This is a genomic window from Thermus scotoductus DSM 8553 (assembly GCF_000381045.1).
GTDB lineage: Bacteria > Deinococcota > Deinococci > Deinococcales > Thermaceae > Thermus > Thermus scotoductus.
Genome location: NZ_KB905729.1, coordinates 132,246 through 148,050, shown reverse-complemented (window position 1 = coordinate 148,050; position 15,805 = coordinate 132,246). Strand labels below are relative to the sequence as shown.

Here is a 15,805-nt window from a genome sequence, read left to right as displayed (position 1 = left end):
AGGTGCGGGGGCTTGCCCGGATCCGGAAGGTGGTGGCGGTTTTGCTGGGGCTGGCGGTGTTCCTTTGGGAAGTTGAGCGGTTGGGGGATCCGTTCAAGGGGTTTCTTTTGCAGCTCGGGGGCAAGCTGGGGCTGCCCAGCGAGAGGGATGGTCCGTACCTGCTCCTGAGGGGCCTGGTTCGCCTGCTCAACTATGAAGTCACCCAAGAACTCTTGAAGCAGGCTAAGGGAGGGCGAGGAAGGAGTTTTGGGTAAAGCCCTGTAGCATAGCCCTTGACCCTAAGGCAAAGGCAGCGTAGACTATAGGGCAATGCGGCGGGGCTTCCTGCTAGACCTAGGCCGGGCAGGCCCGGCTTAGGGAAGCCCTGTTGCCTTCCCCCGGGCCTAGAACCCGGGGGATTTTCGTAAATGGGAGGGAGCATGGGAAAAACGCTTTACGAGAAGGTTTGGGAAGCCCACGAGGTGCGAAAGCTGAAAAGCGGGCAAAGCCAGCTTTTCATTGACCTGCACCTCCTACACGAGGTAACGAGCCCTCAGGCCTTCGGGATGCTTAGGGACCTGGGCCTCAAGGTACGCTACCCCCACCGCACCTTCGCCACCGTGGACCACATCGTCCCCACCCACGACCGTACCGAGCCCTTCCAGGACCCCTTGGCCCAGAGCATGTTGGAGGCCTTAAGGCAAAATACCAAGGAGCACGGCATCACCTTCTTTGACCTGGGAAGCGGGAACCAGGGGATCGTGCACGTAATCGGCCCGCAGCTTGGCCTCACCCAGCCCGGGATGACCATCGCCTGCGGGGACTCCCACACCTCCACCCACGGGGCCTTCGGGGCCGTGGCCTTCGGCATCGGCACCAGCCAGGTGCGGGACGTCCTGGCCACCCAGACCCTGGCGGCCCAGAAGCTCAAGGTGCGGCGCATCAACATCGAGGGGAAGCTTGCCCCCGGGGTCTACGCCAAGGACGTGATCCTGCACATCATCCGCCACCTGGGGGTGAAAGGGGGCTTGGGCTACGCCTACGAGTATGGCGGCAGCACGGTGGAGGCCATGGACATGGAAAGCCGCATGACCCTCTGCAACATGTCCATTGAGGGCGGGGCCCGCATCGGCTATGTGAACCCCGACGAGACCACCTTCGCCTACCTGGAGGGCCGCCCCTATAGCCCCAAGGGGGCGGAGTGGGAGGAGGCCAAAAAGCGCTGGCGGGCCTTCGCCTCCGACCCCGACGCCCGGTACGATGACGTGGTCACCTTCCGGGCGGAGGAAATCCCCCCCACGGTCACCTGGGGCATCAACCCCGGGCAGGCCATACCCGTAGATGGCCGCATTCCCCTTCTGGAGGAACTTTCCCCCGAGGAAAGGCCCGTGGCCGAGGAAGCCTTGGCCTACATGGGCCTTAAGCCGGGCCAACCCATCAAGGGGGTTCCGGTCCAGGTGGCCTTCATCGGAAGCTGCACCAACGCCAGGCTTTCCGACCTGCGCGAGGTGGCCCGCTTCCTCAAGGGCCACAAGGTGAAGAAAGGGGTGCGGGCCCTGGTGGTGCCGGGCTCGGAGTGGGTGGCCAAGAAGGCGGAGGAAGAGGGCATCGCCGAGATCTTCCGGGAGGCGGGGTTTGAGTGGCGGAACCCGGGGTGCTCCATGTGCCTGGCCATGAACCCCGACCGCCTGCAGGGAGACGAGCTGGCCGCCAGCTCCTCCAACCGCAACTACAAGGGCAGGATGGGAAGCCCCAGGGGACGCACGGTGCTCATGAGCCCCCTCATGGTGGCGGCGGCGGCGGTGGCGGGCGAGATCGCCGACGCCCGGGAAGTGTTTGGGATCGGGAGGTAAGCCATGCTGGAAAAGTTCACCACCATCCGCGGTAGGGCGGTGCCCTTAAGGGGCGAGGACATCGACACGGACCGCATCATCCCCGCCCGCTTCATGAAGGTGCTCACCTTTGAAGGGCTGGGGAAGTACCTCTTCTACGACGAGCGCTTTGACGAGACGGGGAATCCCAAGCCCCATCCCCTCAATGACCCCCGCTACCAAGGGGCCAGCATCCTGCTGGTGGAGGCGGGCTTTGGCTCCGGTAGCAGCCGGGAACACGCCCCCCAGGCCATCAAGCGGGCGGGGTTTAGGGCCATCATCGGGGAGAGCTTCGCCGAGATCTTCTTCGGGAACGCCACCGCCATTGGCCTTCCCTGCGTGACCCTGGCCCCTGAGGACCTGGGGGTGCTCTTTAAGGCGGTGGAGGAGAAGCCGGACCTCGAGGTGGAGGTGGACCTGGTGAGCAAGGAGGTGCGCTTCGGTGGCCGCACCGCTCCCCTCTTCATCCCCGAGGAGACCCGGGAAGCCCTGGTGGAGGGGCTTTGGGACCCCATCGGGGAGCTTCTCCAGGCCGGGGAGCTTCTGGATGAGTTCGACCGCCACCTTCCCTACCCCAGGAGGTCGGAATGAGGGTGGCCGTCCTGCCCGGGGACGGGATCGGCCCCGAGGTAACCGAGGCTGCCTTGAAGGTCCTCAAGGCCCTGGACGAGGCCCATGGGCTTGGGCTCAGCTACGAAACCTACCCCTTTGGCGGCGCAGCCATAGACCAGTTCGGGGAACCCTTCCCCGAGGTAACCCGCCAGGGGGTGGAAAGGGCCCAGGCGGTGCTCCTGGGAAGCGTAGGGGGCCCTAGGTGGGATAACCTTCCCCGCAAGATCCGTCCGGAAACCGGGCTCCTGGCCCTAAGGAAAAGCCAGGACCTCTTCGCCAACCTGCGCCCCGCCAAGGTCTTCCCCGGACTGGAACGGCTTTCCCCCCTCAAGGAGGAGATCGCCCGGGGGGTGGATGTCCTCATCGTGCGGGAGCTCACCGGGGGCATCTACTTCGGGGAGCCCAGGGGGATGTCGGAGGCGGAGGCCTGGAACACGGAACGCTACAGCAAGCCCGAGGTGGAACGGGTGGCCCAGGTGGCCTTTGAGGCCGCAAGGAAGCGGCGCAGGCACGTTACCAGCGTGGACAAGGCCAACGTGCTGGAGGTGGGGGAGTTCTGGCGGAAGACGGTGGAGGAGGCGCACCAAGGCTACCCGGACGTTTCCCTGGAGCACCAGTACGTGGACGCCATGGCCATGCACCTGGTGAAAAACCCTGCCCGTTTTGACGTGGTGGTGACGGGAAACATCTTCGGAGACATCCTTTCCGACCTGGCCTCGGTGCTTCCCGGTTCCCTAGGCCTTCTCCCCTCCGCCTCTCTGGGCCGGGGCACCCCGGTGTTTGAGCCGGTCCACGGCTCCGCCCCCGACATCGCCGGCAAGGGCATCGCCAACCCCACCGCCGCCATCCTCTCCGCCGCCATGATGCTGGAGCACGCCTTCAGTCTGGTGGAGCTGGCCAGGAAGGTGGAGGACGCCGTGGCCCAGGCCCTCCTCGAGGCGCCCCCGCCGGACCTGGGGGGCCAGGCGGGGACGGAAACCTTCACCCAGGAGGTGCTTCGCCATCTAAAATAGGGAAAATGCTCCGCTACCGCTTTACCGCCGAGGAGTTCCACCGCATGGCCGAGGCCGGCATCCTCCCCGAGGACGCCCGGGTGGAGCTCGTGGAGGGGGAGATCGTCACCATGAGCCCGGTAGGCAAACGCCACATGGCAGCCGTCAAGCGCCTTATGGACCTTCTGTTTCCCTTGCAACAGGCAAGGAAAGCCCTTTTGCAGGTCCAGGACCCGCTTAGGCTTTCCCCGGAAAGCGAACCCCAGCCCGACCTCACACTCCTCTCCTACCGGGAAAACTTCTACCGGGACAAGGTGCCGGAAGCCGAGGATGCCCTGCTGGTGATAGAGGTGGCGGACACCTCCCTGGACTACGACCTCACCGTGAAACTCCCCCTCTACGCCAAGGCGGGGATCCCCGAGGTCTGGGTGGTGGACCTGGTGCGGGACCGGGTGCACGTCTTCCGCAAACCCCAAGGGGAAGGGTACGGGGAGGCCCAGGCCCTGGAGGAAGGGGAGCTTTCCGTCCTCGGGCTCAAGGTCCCAGTGAAGGAGGTCCTGCCGTGACCCGCCACAAGGTCTCCCTGGAGGAGTTCCACCGCATGGTGGAGGCCGGGGTTTTCCCGGAGGACTCGAGGCTAGAGCTCGTGGAAGGGGACCTGGTAGAGATGAGTCCTATTGGAAAACGCCATGCCGCCAAGGTGGCCAAGCTCACCGCCCTCTTCGGCCCCCTTGTACCCCAAAAGGCCATCCTCTTCGTGCAAAGCCCCCTAGTGGTGGGGAATTCGGAGCTTTACCCCGACCTCGCCCTCCTCAAGCCCCGGCGCGACTTTTACGAGGAGGAGCTCCCCCAGGGGCGGGACGCCCTTTTGGTGGTGGAGGTGGCGGACACCTCTCTCCATTACGACCTCGAGGTGAAGCTCCCCCTCTACGCCAAGGCCGGGGTACCCGAGGTCTGGGTGGTGGACCTGGTGCGGGACCGGGTGCACGTCTTCCGCAAGCCCCAAGGGGAAGGGGAAACCCTTGGTCCCGGGCTCAAGCTCGCCTTCCTGGGTGTGGAGATCTCCACGGAGGAGCTGCTATGAGAAAGACCCTGATCCTCACCGGGGCGAGCCGGGGAATCGGCCGGGCCCTGGCCCTCGAGCTGGCCCAAGCGGGTTACGACCTGGTGTTAAACGCTCGCTCGGAGGGGCCCTTAAAGGAGGTGGCCGAGGAGGTTCGCACCCTAGGGGCCAGGGTGGAAGCGGTGGCAGGAAGCGCTGGACAAGCCCCAGTGGCCGAGGAGCTGGTGAAAAAGGCCGAGGGCCTAGGGGGGTTTTACGGCTACATCCATAACGCCGGGGTCCTCCACCCGGGGCCCTTCCTCTACGAGATCGCCGAGGGACTCTTCCTGGAGGTCCTCGAGGCCAACCTCATCGCTGGCTACCAACTCGCCCGCTTCGCCTATCCCCTCCTCCGGAAAAAGGGGGAAGGGGTGGTGGTCTATGTGGGCTCCGGGGCGGCTGAATCCAACCTTCCCGGCATCGGGGCCTATGCGGTGGCCAAGGCCGCGGAAGAGCACCTGGCCAGACAGCTGGCCGCGGAGGTACCCGAGGTCCCCTGCTTCATCTACCGGCCCGGGGTGGTGGAAACCGAGATGCAACGCCAGGCCCGCGAGGCCCAGGGGAGCGCCGCCCCCGTGCTGCACCAGGTTTTCCGCGGGTACAAGGTGGAAGGCCGCCTCCTAAGCCCTAAGGAGGCAGCCAAAGCCCTGGTGCGCCTCCTGCCGAGGGCGCGCCAGTTTCATGGAAAGATCGCATCCTGGAGGGACGTATGAGATCCGACCGCATCAAAAAGGGACTGCAGCAGGCCCCCGCCCGCTCCATGCTCCGGGCGGTGGGCGTGGGCGACGAGGACTTCGCCAGGCCCTTCGTGGGAGTGGTGAACACCTTCACCGACGGCATGCCCTGCAACTACCACCTCCGCCAACTGGCCCTGGACGTGAAGGCCGGGCTTAGGGAGGCCGGGGTCTTCCCCTTTGAGTTCGGGGCCCCTGCCATCTCCGATGGCATCAGCATGGGCACCCCCGGGATGCGGGCGAGCCTCGTAAGCCGGGAGGTGATCGCCGACAGCGTGGAGCTTATCGCCCAGGGCTACCTCTACGACGGGATGGTGGTCCTCTCCGCCTGCGACAAGACCATCCCCGGGGGGGCCATGGGGGTGATCCGGAGCGGGGTTCCAGGCATGGTTCTTTACGGGGGTACCATCGCCCCCGGGGAGTGGCAGGGGAGGAAGCTCACCATCGTTTCCGTGTTCGAGGCCGTGGGACAGAGGGCTGCCGGAAGGATCACCGACGAGGAGCTTGCCGCCATCGAACGGCACGCCATCCCCGGCCCCGGGGCCTGCGGCGGCCAGTACACGGCCAACACCATGGCCATGGCCCTCGAGGCCCTCGGCCTCTCCCCCATCGGCTACAACGCCATCCCCGCCGTGCACCCGGAAAAGCCCAAGGCCACCCGGGAGGCGGGCCGTATCCTGGCCCGGGCCATAGAGCAAAACTGGAAACCCCAGGACTTCCTCACCCGCAGAAGCTTCCTCAACGCCATCGCCGCCGTGGCCGCCACCGGGGGGAGCACCAATGCCGTCCTCCACCTCCTGGCCATCGCCCGGGAGGTGGGGGTGGAGCTGAGCCTGGACGACTTTGACCAGGTGTCCCGGAAAACCCCGGTGATCGCCGACCTCCTTCCCTGGGGCACCTACACCGCCTGGGAGCTTTATGAGGCCGGGGGCACTGCCTTGGTCTTCAAAAAACTCCTGGAGGCGGGGCTTCTTTACGGGGACGAGAAAACCCTCACCGGCAACACCCTGGCCGAGGAGGTGGAACGGGCCTACCGGGAAGCGGAGGGGCAGAAGGTGGTCTTCCCCGTGGAACAGGCTCTGAAACCGCAAGGGGGCCTGGTGGTCCTCAAGGGCAACCTGGCCCCGAGGGGAGCGGTTCTGAAGCTGGCGGGCACCGAGCGCACCTTCTTTGAGGGCCCGGCCCGGGTCTTTGACTCCGAGGAAGCCGCCATGGAGAAGGTTCTTTCCGGCGGGATCCGCCCCGGGGACGTGGTGGTGATCCGCTACGTGGGGCCCAAGGGTGCTCCCGGGATGCCCGAGATGCTTTCCGTCACCAGCGCCATCGTGGGGGAAGGCCTGGGCCCCGAGGTGGCCCTCCTCACCGACGGCCGCTTCTCCGGGGGCACCCGCGGCCTCATGATCGGCCACATCGCCCCCGAGGCCTTCGTGGGAGGGCCCATCGCCCTTCTGGAGAACGGGGACCGGGTGCGGATCGATGTGGAAAAGCGCCTTTTGGAGGTCCTCCTACCCGAGGAGGAGCTGAGGAGGCGGCAGGAGCGCTGGCAACCCAAGCCCCCCGCCTTCCGCCACGGCCTCTTCGCCCGCTATGCCGCCTTGGTGGAGCAGGCAGACCAGGGAGCGGTACTGAAGGACCCCGAGGCCTAGGGTTTCTCCGGCCGCTTGACCGCATCGGGGGTGAGGTTCAAGCCTCGCCCCTTGCGTATCTCCTCTGGGGTGAAGGGATCCCCCTTGGCCTGCAGAAGGACCTTCAGGTGGTTCAATAGGGCGGCAAGCTCCTCGTCCTTGAGCTGGGCAAACCCAGGCATCAGGCCCCCCTCCCCCTTCTTCCCGTAAAGGATCACGAGGACGAGGTAGCGCCTTCCCTCCGGGGTGGCGAAGAGGGGGGCGGCCCCCTGGAGGCCCGGGTAGGGCCGCACCCCCTGGGCCCTCTCCCCGTGGCACTGGGCGCAGAGCCTTTTCCACGGGTCCTCCCCCTGGCCCAGGGCCATGGTCCCGAGGAGGAGGAGAAGGAGGGCCAACCTCATGGCTTTAGCCTACCCCAAACCCCTCCCTCCCGGGTTTACCTGGCCTTAACCTCGGTCCAGACCCGGTCGTACAGGGCGATGTCGGGCCCCAGGTCCTTGAGGTACTCAAGCTTGGCCCGCACCTCTTCCGGGGGAAAAACCGTGGGATCCTGGCGCATCTCCTCGGGAAGAAGGGGAAGGGCCTTGGCCACGGGGGTGGCGTAGCGGGTGTACTCCGCCAAGGCGGCGGCGTTTTCTGGTTCCAGCAAAAAGTCGATGAAGCGGTAGGCCAGATCCTGGGCCGGGCCCCGCTTGAGGACCACCATGGCATCGGTCCAAAGCGTTCCCCCCTCCTTGGCCAGGGCGTAGCGGAGCCGCCCGTCCTCCTGCCTCGCCTGGAGGACGTCCCCGGAGTAGGCGAGGCTGAGGGCGGCGTCCCCCGCCAGGATGCGGTTTAAGGCCTCCAACCCTCCCGCGAAGCCCACGGAGCGCTTCTTGGCAGCGATGAGGAGCTCCTTGGCCTCCTCCAGGGCCTTGGGGTCCGTGGTGTTCACGGAATAGCCCAGGTACTTCAAGGCCGCCCCGATGGTCTCCCGCATCTCGTCCAGGAGGAGGAAGGGCCCCACCTGACGAGCCGGGTCAAAGAGGACCGCATAGGAGTCCACGGGGCCCTTCACCAGGTCCTGCCGATAGGCCAGGCCCGTGGTGCCCCAGAGGTAGGGGACGGAGTACTGGAGGCCAGGGTCATAGGGAGGATCCAGGAAGAAGGGATCCAGGTTGGCAAGGTTCCCAAGCCTCTCCTTCTCCAGGGGAGCGAGGAGCCCCTCCCGGGCCATCTGGAGCACGTAGTAGTCGGGGGCCACCACCAGGGAGAACTCCCGGTCCGCCCCCGCCTTCAGCTTGGCCAGCATGGCCTCGGGGGACTCAAAGGTGTCCAGGACCACCTTAGCCCCGGTTTCCGCCTCAAACTTTTTAAGGAGGTCCTCCGGGATGTAATCCGCCCAGTTCAGAAAGTACAGGGTCCCTCCAGCCTGGGAAGCCGGCTTCGGCCGCAAAAGGAGGAACCCCACGACCACCAGGGCCAGAACCAAAAGCAGAATTCCCCAACGCTTCATATCCTCCTCCGGCTTAAAGTATACCCCAAGGCCAGAAAGAAGGCGCTAAGGCCGATGATCAGGGTGGAAAGGGCGTGCACCTTGGGGCTTACCCCCAGCTTCACACTGGAATAGATGTAAAGGGGTAGGGTGGTGGCCCCGGGGCCGGCGGTGAAGAAGGTGACCACGAAGTCGTCCAGGGAAAGGGTGAGGGCGAGAAGCGCCCCCGCCGCCACCCCCGGCCAGGCCAGGGGCAGGGTCACGTGCCAGAAGGTCTGCCAGCCCCGGGCCCCCAGGTCGCGGGCGGCCTCCTCCAGGGCTGGGTCCAGGAGAAGCAGGCGGGAGCGCACCACCAGGGTCACGAAGGCCACCTGGAAGGTGATATGTCCCAGGATCACCGTGAGGAGGGAAAGGCGGGGAAAACCCAAAACCTCCCGGGCCAGGGCGAAGAGGAGGAGAAGGGACACCCCCATGACCACGTCGGGCACCACCACGGGGATGTAGAGGAGGTAGGAGAGGAAGCCTTTGCCGGGAAAGCGGTAGCGGACAAGGCCCACGGCCAAAAGCGTTCCCAAAACCGTGGCCGCCAGGGTGGAGACGAAGGCCACCAGCAGGGTGTTCAGGAAATACTCCAGCACCCTGGGGTCTTGGAAAAGGGCCTGGTACCAGTCCAGGGTGAAGCCGGTGAAGCGCACCCCCCGGCGGCTTTCGTTGAAGGAGAGGGCCACGATGACCAGGATGGGCAGGTAGAGGAAGAGGTAGACCAAAAGGGCGTGGAGAGCAAGAAGCCTTCTCATACCAGGTCCTTTAGGCCCCTTTCCCCCTGCAAACGGGCGTAGAGGTAAAGGGAAAGGAGCACAAACCCCATCAGGAACACGCTGAGAGCAGCCCCAAAGGCCCAGTCCCGGGTGATGCCGAACTGCTGCTGGATGAGGTTCCCGATCAGAACCACCCGCCCCGCCCCCAGGAGATCCGCCACCACGAAGGTGCCCATGGCGGGGATGAAGACCAAGACGCTCCCCGCAAAAAGCCCAGGGTAGGTCTGGGGCAAGACCGCATGCAAGAAAGCCTTAACGGGCCTGGCCCCCAGGTCGTGGGCCGCTTCCAGTAGCTGCCAGTCCAGGCGCTCCACGCTGGCGTACACCGGTAAAACGAAAAAGGGCAGGAAGGTGTACACCGTGGCCAAGAGCACGGCGAAGAAGGAGGGGTATAGGACCAGGGGCCCCAGGCCGAAGGCCCCAAGAAGGGCGTTCACCAGGCCTTCCCGTTGCAACAGCACCAGCCAGGCGTAGACCCGGATGAGGAAGTTGGTGAGAAAGGGAAGGAGGAGAAGGAAAAGGAGGAGGTCCCGCTGCGGATGGCGGGCGATGTAGAAGGCCAGGGGATAACCCAGCAAAGCCGAGATCACGGTGGCGAGGACCCCCACGAGAAGGCTTTGGGCGAAGGCCTCGAGGTAAACGGGGTGGAGGATCTTGGCGTAGTTGTGGAAGCCCCAGGGCCCGGTGAGCTCCCCATAGGGCCCCCGGGTGAGGAAGGAGGCCATAAGGACCAGAAGGGTAGGAAGAAGGACGAAGACCAAAAGCCAAAGGCCCCCAGGGCCCACGGTAACCAGGACCCGGAAGGCGCGCTGCCAGGGAGTAGCCGCCTCATTCATGGACCACCACCAGGTTCTCCGGGGGAAGGTAGCAGAAAACCTCCTCCCCGTAGGCGAACTCCTCGGCCCCAGGCTCCTGCAGGTCCTGGTTCAGGGTATAGGCCAACAGCCGCACCTCCCCCGCCCGCAGATAGTACTGGTTCTCCGCTCCCGTGTAGACGATCTCCTCCACCTTGGCCCGCACCAGGTTTTCCCGGGCGGGAGCCCCGTTGCCCACCGGGTAAAGGCGGATCTTCTCCGGCCGGATCACCAGGTGGGCTTCCTGTGAAAGGGGCTCCTTCAGGCGCAAAACCCCAAGGGGGGTTTCCGCCCCTCCTGGGTGGGGCCTTGCGGGGAGGAAGTTGGAACGGCCGAGGAAATCCGCCACGAAGCGGTTTTTGGGCCGCTCGTAGACCTCGTCGGGAAGGCCCACCTGCTCAATCCTCCCCGAGCGCATCACCGCAATCCGGTCGGACATGACCAGGGCCTCCTCCTGGTCGTGGGTAACGAAGATGAAGGTGGTGCCAAGCCTCCGCTGAAGCTGCATGAGCTCCACCCTAAGCTCCTGGCGGAGCTTCAGGTCCAAGGCGGAAAGGGGCTCGTCCAATAGGAGCACCTCTGGCTCCAGCACCAGGGCCCGGGCCAAGGCCACCCGCTGCTTCTGCCCGCCGGAAAGCTCCCGGGGGTAGCGTTTCTCCAGGCCTAGAAGATCCACCAGCTCCAGGGCCCAGGCCACCTTTTTGCGAACCTCTCCTGCGGGAAGCCCCTTCATGCGGAGGCCAAAGGCCACGTTTCCCTCCACGGTCATGTGGGGAAAGAGGGCGTAGTTCTGAAAGACGGTGTTCACCGGCCGCTCATAGGGGGGCACCCGGGATACGTCCCGGCCTGCGATCTCTATGCGACCCGCATCGGGGGTATCAAAACCGGCCAGGAGCCTCAAGAGGGTGGTCTTTCCGCACCCCGAAGGCCCCAAAAGGCTGAAGAACTCTCCCCGCTTGACCTCGAGGTCCACGCTATCCAGGGCCACCACCCCGCCAAAACCCTTCCGCACCCCCAAGAGGCGAACCAGCGCTTCCCCGGCCACGGGCCCAGTTTAGGGGGAGTGGCCCCCGAGCTCAAGCCCTTAGGGAGCCACCCGGTCCCGGTGCACCAAAAGGACCAGGCCCAAGGAGAGCAGGGTGGCCATGAGGCTGGAACCCCCATAGGAAAAAAGGGGAAGAGTCAGCCCGGTCACCGGCATCACCCCCAACGCCACCCCCAGGTTCACCAGCACCTGGAAGCCCAGCATCCCCCCTACCCCGGCCAGGAACAGGCGGTCGGAGAGGCGCGGGCACTCCAGGGCCATGCTAAGAAGGCGCACCAAAAGGAGGGCGTAAAGCCCAAGGAGGGCCACGGAGCCCACAAACCCCCACTCTTCGGCAAAGACGGCGAAGACGAAGTCCGTGTGGCGGAAGGGGACGAAGCCCAGCTGAGTCTGGGTACCCTGGCCATACCCCTTGCCGAAGAGCCCTCCCGAGCCGATGGCGATGGTGGACTGGATCACCTGGAAGCCCTGGCCCAGGGGATCCCGGTAGGGATCCAAAACGATGAGGACCCGCTCCCGCTGGTAGGGCTTGAGGTTGGGCCAGACCACGGTGGGCACCAGGACGGCCAGGGCGAGAAGGCCCACCAAGAGGTGCTTCCAGGGCAGGCCCCGCACGAACAAGACGGCAAAGACGCCGAAGAGCACCACCAGGCTCCCCCCCAGATCCGGCTGGAGGAGGAGGAGGAGGACCACGGGAGCCGTCAGGAGCCCGGGCAGAACGTAATCCCACACCCGGCGCACCTCCCGGCCCTCGAGGAGCCGGGCCAAGGCCAGGATCAAGCCCAGCTTGGCCAGCTCCAGGGGCTGGAACTGCAAGGGGCCCAGCACAAACCAGGCCTTGGCCCCGTTGATCTCCCGGCCGAAGGCCAAGACGGCCACCAAAAGGAGAAGGGAAAGGGCGTAAAGGGGGTAGGCCAGGGCGAAGACGGTGCGGCGGGAAAAGAACTGAACCCCCACGGCCAGGAGGAGGCCCAGGAGGAAGGCCACAAGCTGGCGGTTCAGGAGGGCTGGGTCGGGAGCGGCGCTTCGGAGGTTAAACAAACCCAAAACGGTTATGGCCAGGGTCAGGAGGATTAAACCCCAGTCGTAGGCCAGAAGGTTCGGACGCCTTAGAACCATGCGAGGCTACCGCAATGGGATATCGGCGATCAACACCATCTTCTCCCCCCGCTCCTCCAGGGCCACATTGACCTCCTCCTGGGCGGGGAAGTAGCGGCGCAACACCTCCAGAAGGTCCCGCTTCAAGCTCTCCACCAGGCCCGGGGAAAGCTTGGCCCGGTCGTAGGCCAGGACCAGCTTGAGCCTTTCCTTGGCCTTTTCCTTGCTCCGTTTGCGCCACCACATCAGCGACCTCCGAAGAGCCTGCGGATCACCGACAAAAGCCCCTGGGCCTCCTCCATGTTGCGGAAGGGCACCTCCTCGCCCTTAATGCGGCGGGCGGTGTCCATGTAGGCCACGGCAGCGGGGCTTGTACCCTTCAGCACCAGAGGCTCACCCTGGTTGGTGGAGATGAGCACCTGCTCGTCCTCCGGGATGATGCCGATGGGCTTAAGCCCCAGAATCTCCACCACGTCCTCCACGGAGAGCATATCCCCCCGGGCCACCATCTTGGGCCGCAAGCGGTTGATGATGAGGAAGTTCTCCCGGATCTCCCGGGCCTCGAGGAGGCCGATGATGCGGTCGGCGTCGCGCACGCTACTAACCTCCGGGTTCACCACCACCAAGGCCCCTTCCGCCGGGGTGGCGGCGGTCTGGAAGCCCTTCTCTATGCCGGCGGGGGAGTCTATGAGCACCCGGTCAAAGCCCTCCTCCTCCAGGAGATAGCGGACCAGGTCCCGGAACCGGGCTGGGTCTAGGGCCTCCTTGTCCTTGGTTTGGGAAGCGGGAAGAAGGTAGAGGTTTTCCACCCGCTTGTCCCGGATGAGGGCCTGGCGGGGCTTGGCCCGACCCTCGAGGACGTCAATGAGGTCAAAGACCACCCGGCCCTCGAGGCCCATGACCACATCCAGGTTCCGGAGGCCCACGTCCACGTCCACCACCGCCACCTTCTCCCCCAGTTTGGCCAAGGCCGCCCCCAGGTTGGCGGTGGTGGTGGTCTTCCCCACGCCCCCCTTGCCCGACGTCACCACAATGGCTCGCGCTTTCACCGTTTGCCCTCCTGCACAACCTCCAATATCTCGTCCAATTCGCTCAAGAATTCCAAAACCCGCTTGCCCCGCGGGGTCAGGAGGTATTCTACCCGGGGGGGAACCTCGGGGTAAGCCTGCCGCTGCACGAAGCCCAAGAGGTTAAGCTCCCGAAGCCGCTCCGCCAAGGTGCGGGGGGAAAGGCCCAGGAAGGACTCCAGGTCGGAGAAGCGGGAAGTTCCCCGGCTTAGGGCGAAGAGCACCTCCGGTGCCCCGCGCCGCGCCAGCACCTTGAGCACCTTGCGGGTGTTCTTGGACAGGGCCATGGCCCAATGCTAGCAAAAAACGGCATAGCTATGTACCGGTAAAGCCATGGATGCCGAGGCCAAGGGTAGCCCTGGACCTCGGGAAAGAATATCCTAGGGAAGGATGAAGGACGGCATCCAGCCCGACTGGAAGGACTTCCTGGCCCTCGTGCTGGCGGTCTATAGCCTCCTGTTGCCGCCCCTTTTCCTGGTGCTCGGGGTGCTCTTCCTCTTCCTCCTCCTGGTCCGCCTTTTCCTGTAAAACTAGGGCATGGAAGGTCTCTTCGAGTCCCTACCCGAAGGCTACCGGGAAAGGCTTGGCCGCCCCGGGGAGTACCCCTTTACCCGGGGCATCTACCCCCGGATGTACCTGGACAGGCTCTGGACCATGCGGCAGTATGCGGGCTTCTCCACCGCGGAGGAGTCCAACGCCCGCTACCGATACCTCCTGTCCCAGGGCCAGACGGGCCTGAGCGTGGCCTTTGACCTCCCCACCCAGCTGGGCCTGGATCCCGACCACCCCATGAGCGTGGGGGAGGTGGGCCGGGTGGGGGTGTCCATCGCCACCCTCGAGGACATGCAAAAGCTCTTTGACGGCATCCCCCTGGACAAGGTTTCCACCAGCATGACCATCAACGCCCCCGCCATGATGCTCCTGGCCCTCTACCTCCTGGTGGCGGAGGAACAGGGGGTTTCCTGGGACAAGGTGTCGGGCACCGTGCAGAACGACATCCTCAAGGAGTACTTCGCCCGCGGCACCTACATCTACCCTCCGGGGCCTTCCATGCGCCTCGTGACGGACATCTTTGAGTTCTGCGCCCAGCACGTCCCCAGGTGGAACACCATCAGCATCTCCGGCTACCACATCCGGGAGGCGGGCTCCACCGCCGCCCAGGAGATCGCCTTCACCTTGGCGGATGGCAAGGCCTACGTGAAGGCGGCCCTGGAACGGGGCCTTAAGGTGGACGAGTTCGCCCCCAGGCTCTCCTTCTTCTTCGCCGCCCACAACGACATCTTTGAGGAAGCCGCCAAGTTCCGGGCCGCCAGGAGACTTTGGGCCCGCATCATGCGGGAGGAGTTCGGGGCCAAGGACCCGAGAAGCTGGATGCTCCGCTTCCACACGCAAACGGGAGGCTCCACCCTCACCGCCCAGGAACCCTTAAACAACGTGGTGCGCACCGCCTACCAGGCCCTGGCGGCGGTGCTGGGCGGCACCCAGAGCCTCCACACCAACGCCTACGACGAAGCCCTGGGCCTCCCCACGGAAAAAAGCGCTCTCCTCGCCCTGCGCACCCAGCAGATCCTGGCCTTTGAAAGCGGGGTCACCCGGGCCATAGACCCCTTGGGGGGAAGCTTTTACGTGGAGCACCTCACGGACCAGCTGGAAAAGGAAGCGGAAAGGCTTATCCGGGAGATCGACGCCCTAGGAGGAGCGGTGGCCGCGGTGGAGGCGGGGTACTTCAGCCGGGCCATAGAGGAGTCCGCCTGGCAGTTCCAGAAGGAAGTGGAGGAAGGCAAGCGGGTCATCGTGGGGGTGAACCGCTTCGCCGACCCCAGAAGCCCCCTCAACGAACCCACCCCGGTGCAGCGGATAGATCCCGGGCTCCACGAAAAGCGCAAGCGGGAACTGGCCGCGTTCAAGGCCAAACGGGATGGGGAAAGCGTGCGGATCGGCCTGGAAAGCCTGCGCCAGGCGGCAAGAGGAAGCGAGAACCTCTTCCCCTATGTTCTGGAAGCCTTCCGCCGCCGGGCTACCTTGGGGGAGGTGTGCGGGGTGTTGCGGGAGGAATGGGGGGAGTACCAGCCGGGAAGGTGAGATTATGGAAGGCGATGCCGAACTCTGGGGCTTTCTGGAAAGGCACCTGGCCAGCATCTACCAAGGGGACTGGGCCACCTACGAGGCCACCACCCATCCCGACCTTTCCCTTTATGAGTGGTTCGTCATCCCTCATCGTTTAGATGGCCTTGCCTTCCACCGCTTCATGATCGAGCACAACTGGGCCACCTTGGGAAGGCCCTACCGTCTGGACCTCGTGGAAAAGCGCCTGCAACGCTACGGGGATGTGGCCATCTTCAGCTACACCCTGCTCCTCACCGTGGAGGAGGAAGGAGGCCTAAGGCACCGGGCGGTAAACGAAAGCCGTGTAGCGGTGCGCTTTCCCGAGGGCTGGAAGGTGGTACACGTCCACAAAAGCCCGGCCGGAGGCTGAGCCCTCCCGCCGGGGGACCGCCTAGCCCCTCCCCGGGGCGGGCGATCGGTCGTGTAAG

General features: G+C 65.2%; 20 protein-coding genes. 11 read left to right on the top strand and 9 right to left on the bottom strand.

The features are described 5' to 3' along the window. From F604_RS13070 to ilvD, 8 genes are all read left to right on the top strand, one after another. Positions 1-254: hypothetical protein (locus F604_RS13070; RefSeq protein WP_019550016.1), on the top strand; the 254-nt coding region annotated here is incomplete at its 5' end. Between the two features lie 165 nt (positions 255-419). Continuing rightward, positions 420-1,832 (top strand): 3-isopropylmalate dehydratase large subunit, encoded by a 1,413-nt coding sequence (gene leuC / locus F604_RS0100820; RefSeq protein ID WP_019550015.1) that lies wholly within the window; start codon positions 420-422, stop codon positions 1,830-1,832. A gap of 3 nt (positions 1,833-1,835) precedes the next feature. Next, complete coding sequence (leuD, locus tag F604_RS0100815; protein ID WP_019550014.1) at positions 1,836-2,441, top strand: 3-isopropylmalate dehydratase small subunit; 606 nt, start codon at positions 1,836-1,838, stop codon at positions 2,439-2,441. After that, positions 2,438-3,475: a 3-isopropylmalate dehydrogenase gene (gene leuB, locus F604_RS0100810; protein WP_019550013.1), complete on the top strand. Its 1,038-nt coding sequence runs from the start codon at positions 2,438-2,440 to the stop codon at positions 3,473-3,475. The genes leuD and leuB overlap by 4 nt, the downstream gene beginning before the upstream one ends. 5 nt (positions 3,476-3,480) lie before the next feature. Next, a complete protein-coding gene (locus tag F604_RS0100805) occupies positions 3,481-4,020 on the top strand; it encodes a Uma2 family endonuclease (protein WP_019550012.1) in 540 nt (179 codons plus the stop codon). Continuing rightward, positions 4,017-4,538, top strand: a complete 522-nt coding sequence (locus F604_RS0100800; RefSeq protein ID WP_019550011.1) for a Uma2 family endonuclease — start codon at positions 4,017-4,019, stop codon at positions 4,536-4,538. Before F604_RS0100805 ends, F604_RS0100800 begins: the two co-directional genes overlap by 4 nt. Further along, positions 4,535-5,269: an SDR family NAD(P)-dependent oxidoreductase gene (locus F604_RS0100795; protein ID WP_019550010.1), complete on the top strand. Its 735-nt coding sequence runs from the start codon at positions 4,535-4,537 to the stop codon at positions 5,267-5,269. The genes F604_RS0100800 and F604_RS0100795 overlap by 4 nt, the downstream gene beginning before the upstream one ends. Further along, positions 5,266-6,936 carry a dihydroxy-acid dehydratase gene (ilvD, locus tag F604_RS0100790; RefSeq protein WP_019550009.1) on the top strand — a complete coding sequence of 557 codons (1,671 nt, stop codon included), beginning with the start codon at positions 5,266-5,268 and terminating at the stop codon, positions 6,934-6,936. The genes F604_RS0100795 and ilvD overlap by 4 nt, the downstream gene beginning before the upstream one ends. Here ilvD and F604_RS0100785 read toward each other — a convergent pair. Genes F604_RS0100785 through F604_RS0100745 form a run of 9 tightly spaced genes read right to left on the bottom strand, consistent with a single transcriptional unit; the run spans position 6,933 to position 13,558 of the window. After that, complete coding sequence (locus F604_RS0100785) at positions 6,933-7,316, bottom strand: c-type cytochrome (RefSeq protein ID WP_019550008.1); 384 nt, start codon at positions 7,314-7,316, stop codon at positions 6,933-6,935. The two genes, ilvD and F604_RS0100785, sit on opposite strands and share 4 nt — an antisense overlap. Positions 7,317-7,351: 35 nt before the next feature. After that, positions 7,352-8,410, bottom strand: coding sequence for a polyamine ABC transporter substrate-binding protein (locus F604_RS0100780; protein WP_019550007.1), 1,059 nt, complete (start codon positions 8,408-8,410; stop codon positions 7,352-7,354). Beyond that, positions 8,407-9,186, bottom strand: coding sequence for an ABC transporter permease (locus tag F604_RS0100775; protein WP_019550006.1), 780 nt, complete (start codon positions 9,184-9,186; stop codon positions 8,407-8,409). The genes F604_RS0100780 and F604_RS0100775 overlap by 4 nt, the downstream gene beginning before the upstream one ends. After that, complete coding sequence (locus F604_RS0100770; protein WP_019550005.1) at positions 9,183-10,043, bottom strand: ABC transporter permease; 861 nt, start codon at positions 10,041-10,043, stop codon at positions 9,183-9,185. The genes F604_RS0100775 and F604_RS0100770 overlap by 4 nt, the downstream gene beginning before the upstream one ends. After that, entirely contained in the window at positions 10,036-11,106 is a 1,071-nt protein-coding gene (locus tag F604_RS0100765) for an ABC transporter ATP-binding protein (protein WP_026328890.1), read from the bottom strand. Before F604_RS0100765 ends, F604_RS0100770 begins: the two co-directional genes overlap by 8 nt. Before the next feature lie 39 nt (positions 11,107-11,145). Next, positions 11,146-12,225 (bottom strand): rod shape-determining protein RodA, encoded by a 1,080-nt coding sequence (gene rodA / locus F604_RS0100760; RefSeq protein ID WP_019550004.1) that lies wholly within the window; start codon positions 12,223-12,225, stop codon positions 11,146-11,148. A gap of 6 nt (positions 12,226-12,231) precedes the next feature. Then, complete coding sequence (minE, locus tag F604_RS0100755) at positions 12,232-12,450, bottom strand: cell division topological specificity factor MinE (RefSeq protein WP_015716659.1); 219 nt, start codon at positions 12,448-12,450, stop codon at positions 12,232-12,234. Further along, positions 12,450-13,253: a septum site-determining protein MinD gene (minD, locus tag F604_RS0100750; RefSeq protein WP_019550003.1), complete on the bottom strand. Its 804-nt coding sequence runs from the start codon at positions 13,251-13,253 to the stop codon at positions 12,450-12,452. The genes minE and minD overlap by 1 nt, the downstream gene beginning before the upstream one ends. Then, positions 13,250-13,558: a winged helix-turn-helix transcriptional regulator gene (locus tag F604_RS0100745; protein WP_019550002.1), complete on the bottom strand. Its 309-nt coding sequence runs from the start codon at positions 13,556-13,558 to the stop codon at positions 13,250-13,252. Before F604_RS0100745 ends, minD begins: the two co-directional genes overlap by 4 nt. 103 nt (positions 13,559-13,661) lie before the next feature. Between F604_RS0100745 and F604_RS13000 the strand changes: the two genes are divergently transcribed. From F604_RS13000 to F604_RS0100730, 3 genes are read left to right on the top strand one after another with little or no spacing between them, the layout of a single operon-like run. Further along, on the top strand, positions 13,662-13,799 hold the full coding sequence (locus F604_RS13000) for a hypothetical protein (RefSeq protein ID WP_019550001.1): 138 nt from the start codon (positions 13,662-13,664) through the stop codon (positions 13,797-13,799). A gap of 9 nt (positions 13,800-13,808) precedes the next feature. Next, entirely contained in the window at positions 13,809-15,353 is a 1,545-nt protein-coding gene (locus F604_RS0100735; RefSeq protein WP_019550000.1) for an acyl-CoA mutase large subunit family protein, read from the top strand. A 4-nt stretch (positions 15,354-15,357) separates the two neighbouring features. After that, complete coding sequence (locus F604_RS0100730) at positions 15,358-15,747, top strand: nuclear transport factor 2 family protein (RefSeq protein WP_019549999.1); 390 nt, start codon at positions 15,358-15,360, stop codon at positions 15,745-15,747. The last annotated feature ends 58 nt before the right edge of the window (positions 15,748-15,805 follow it).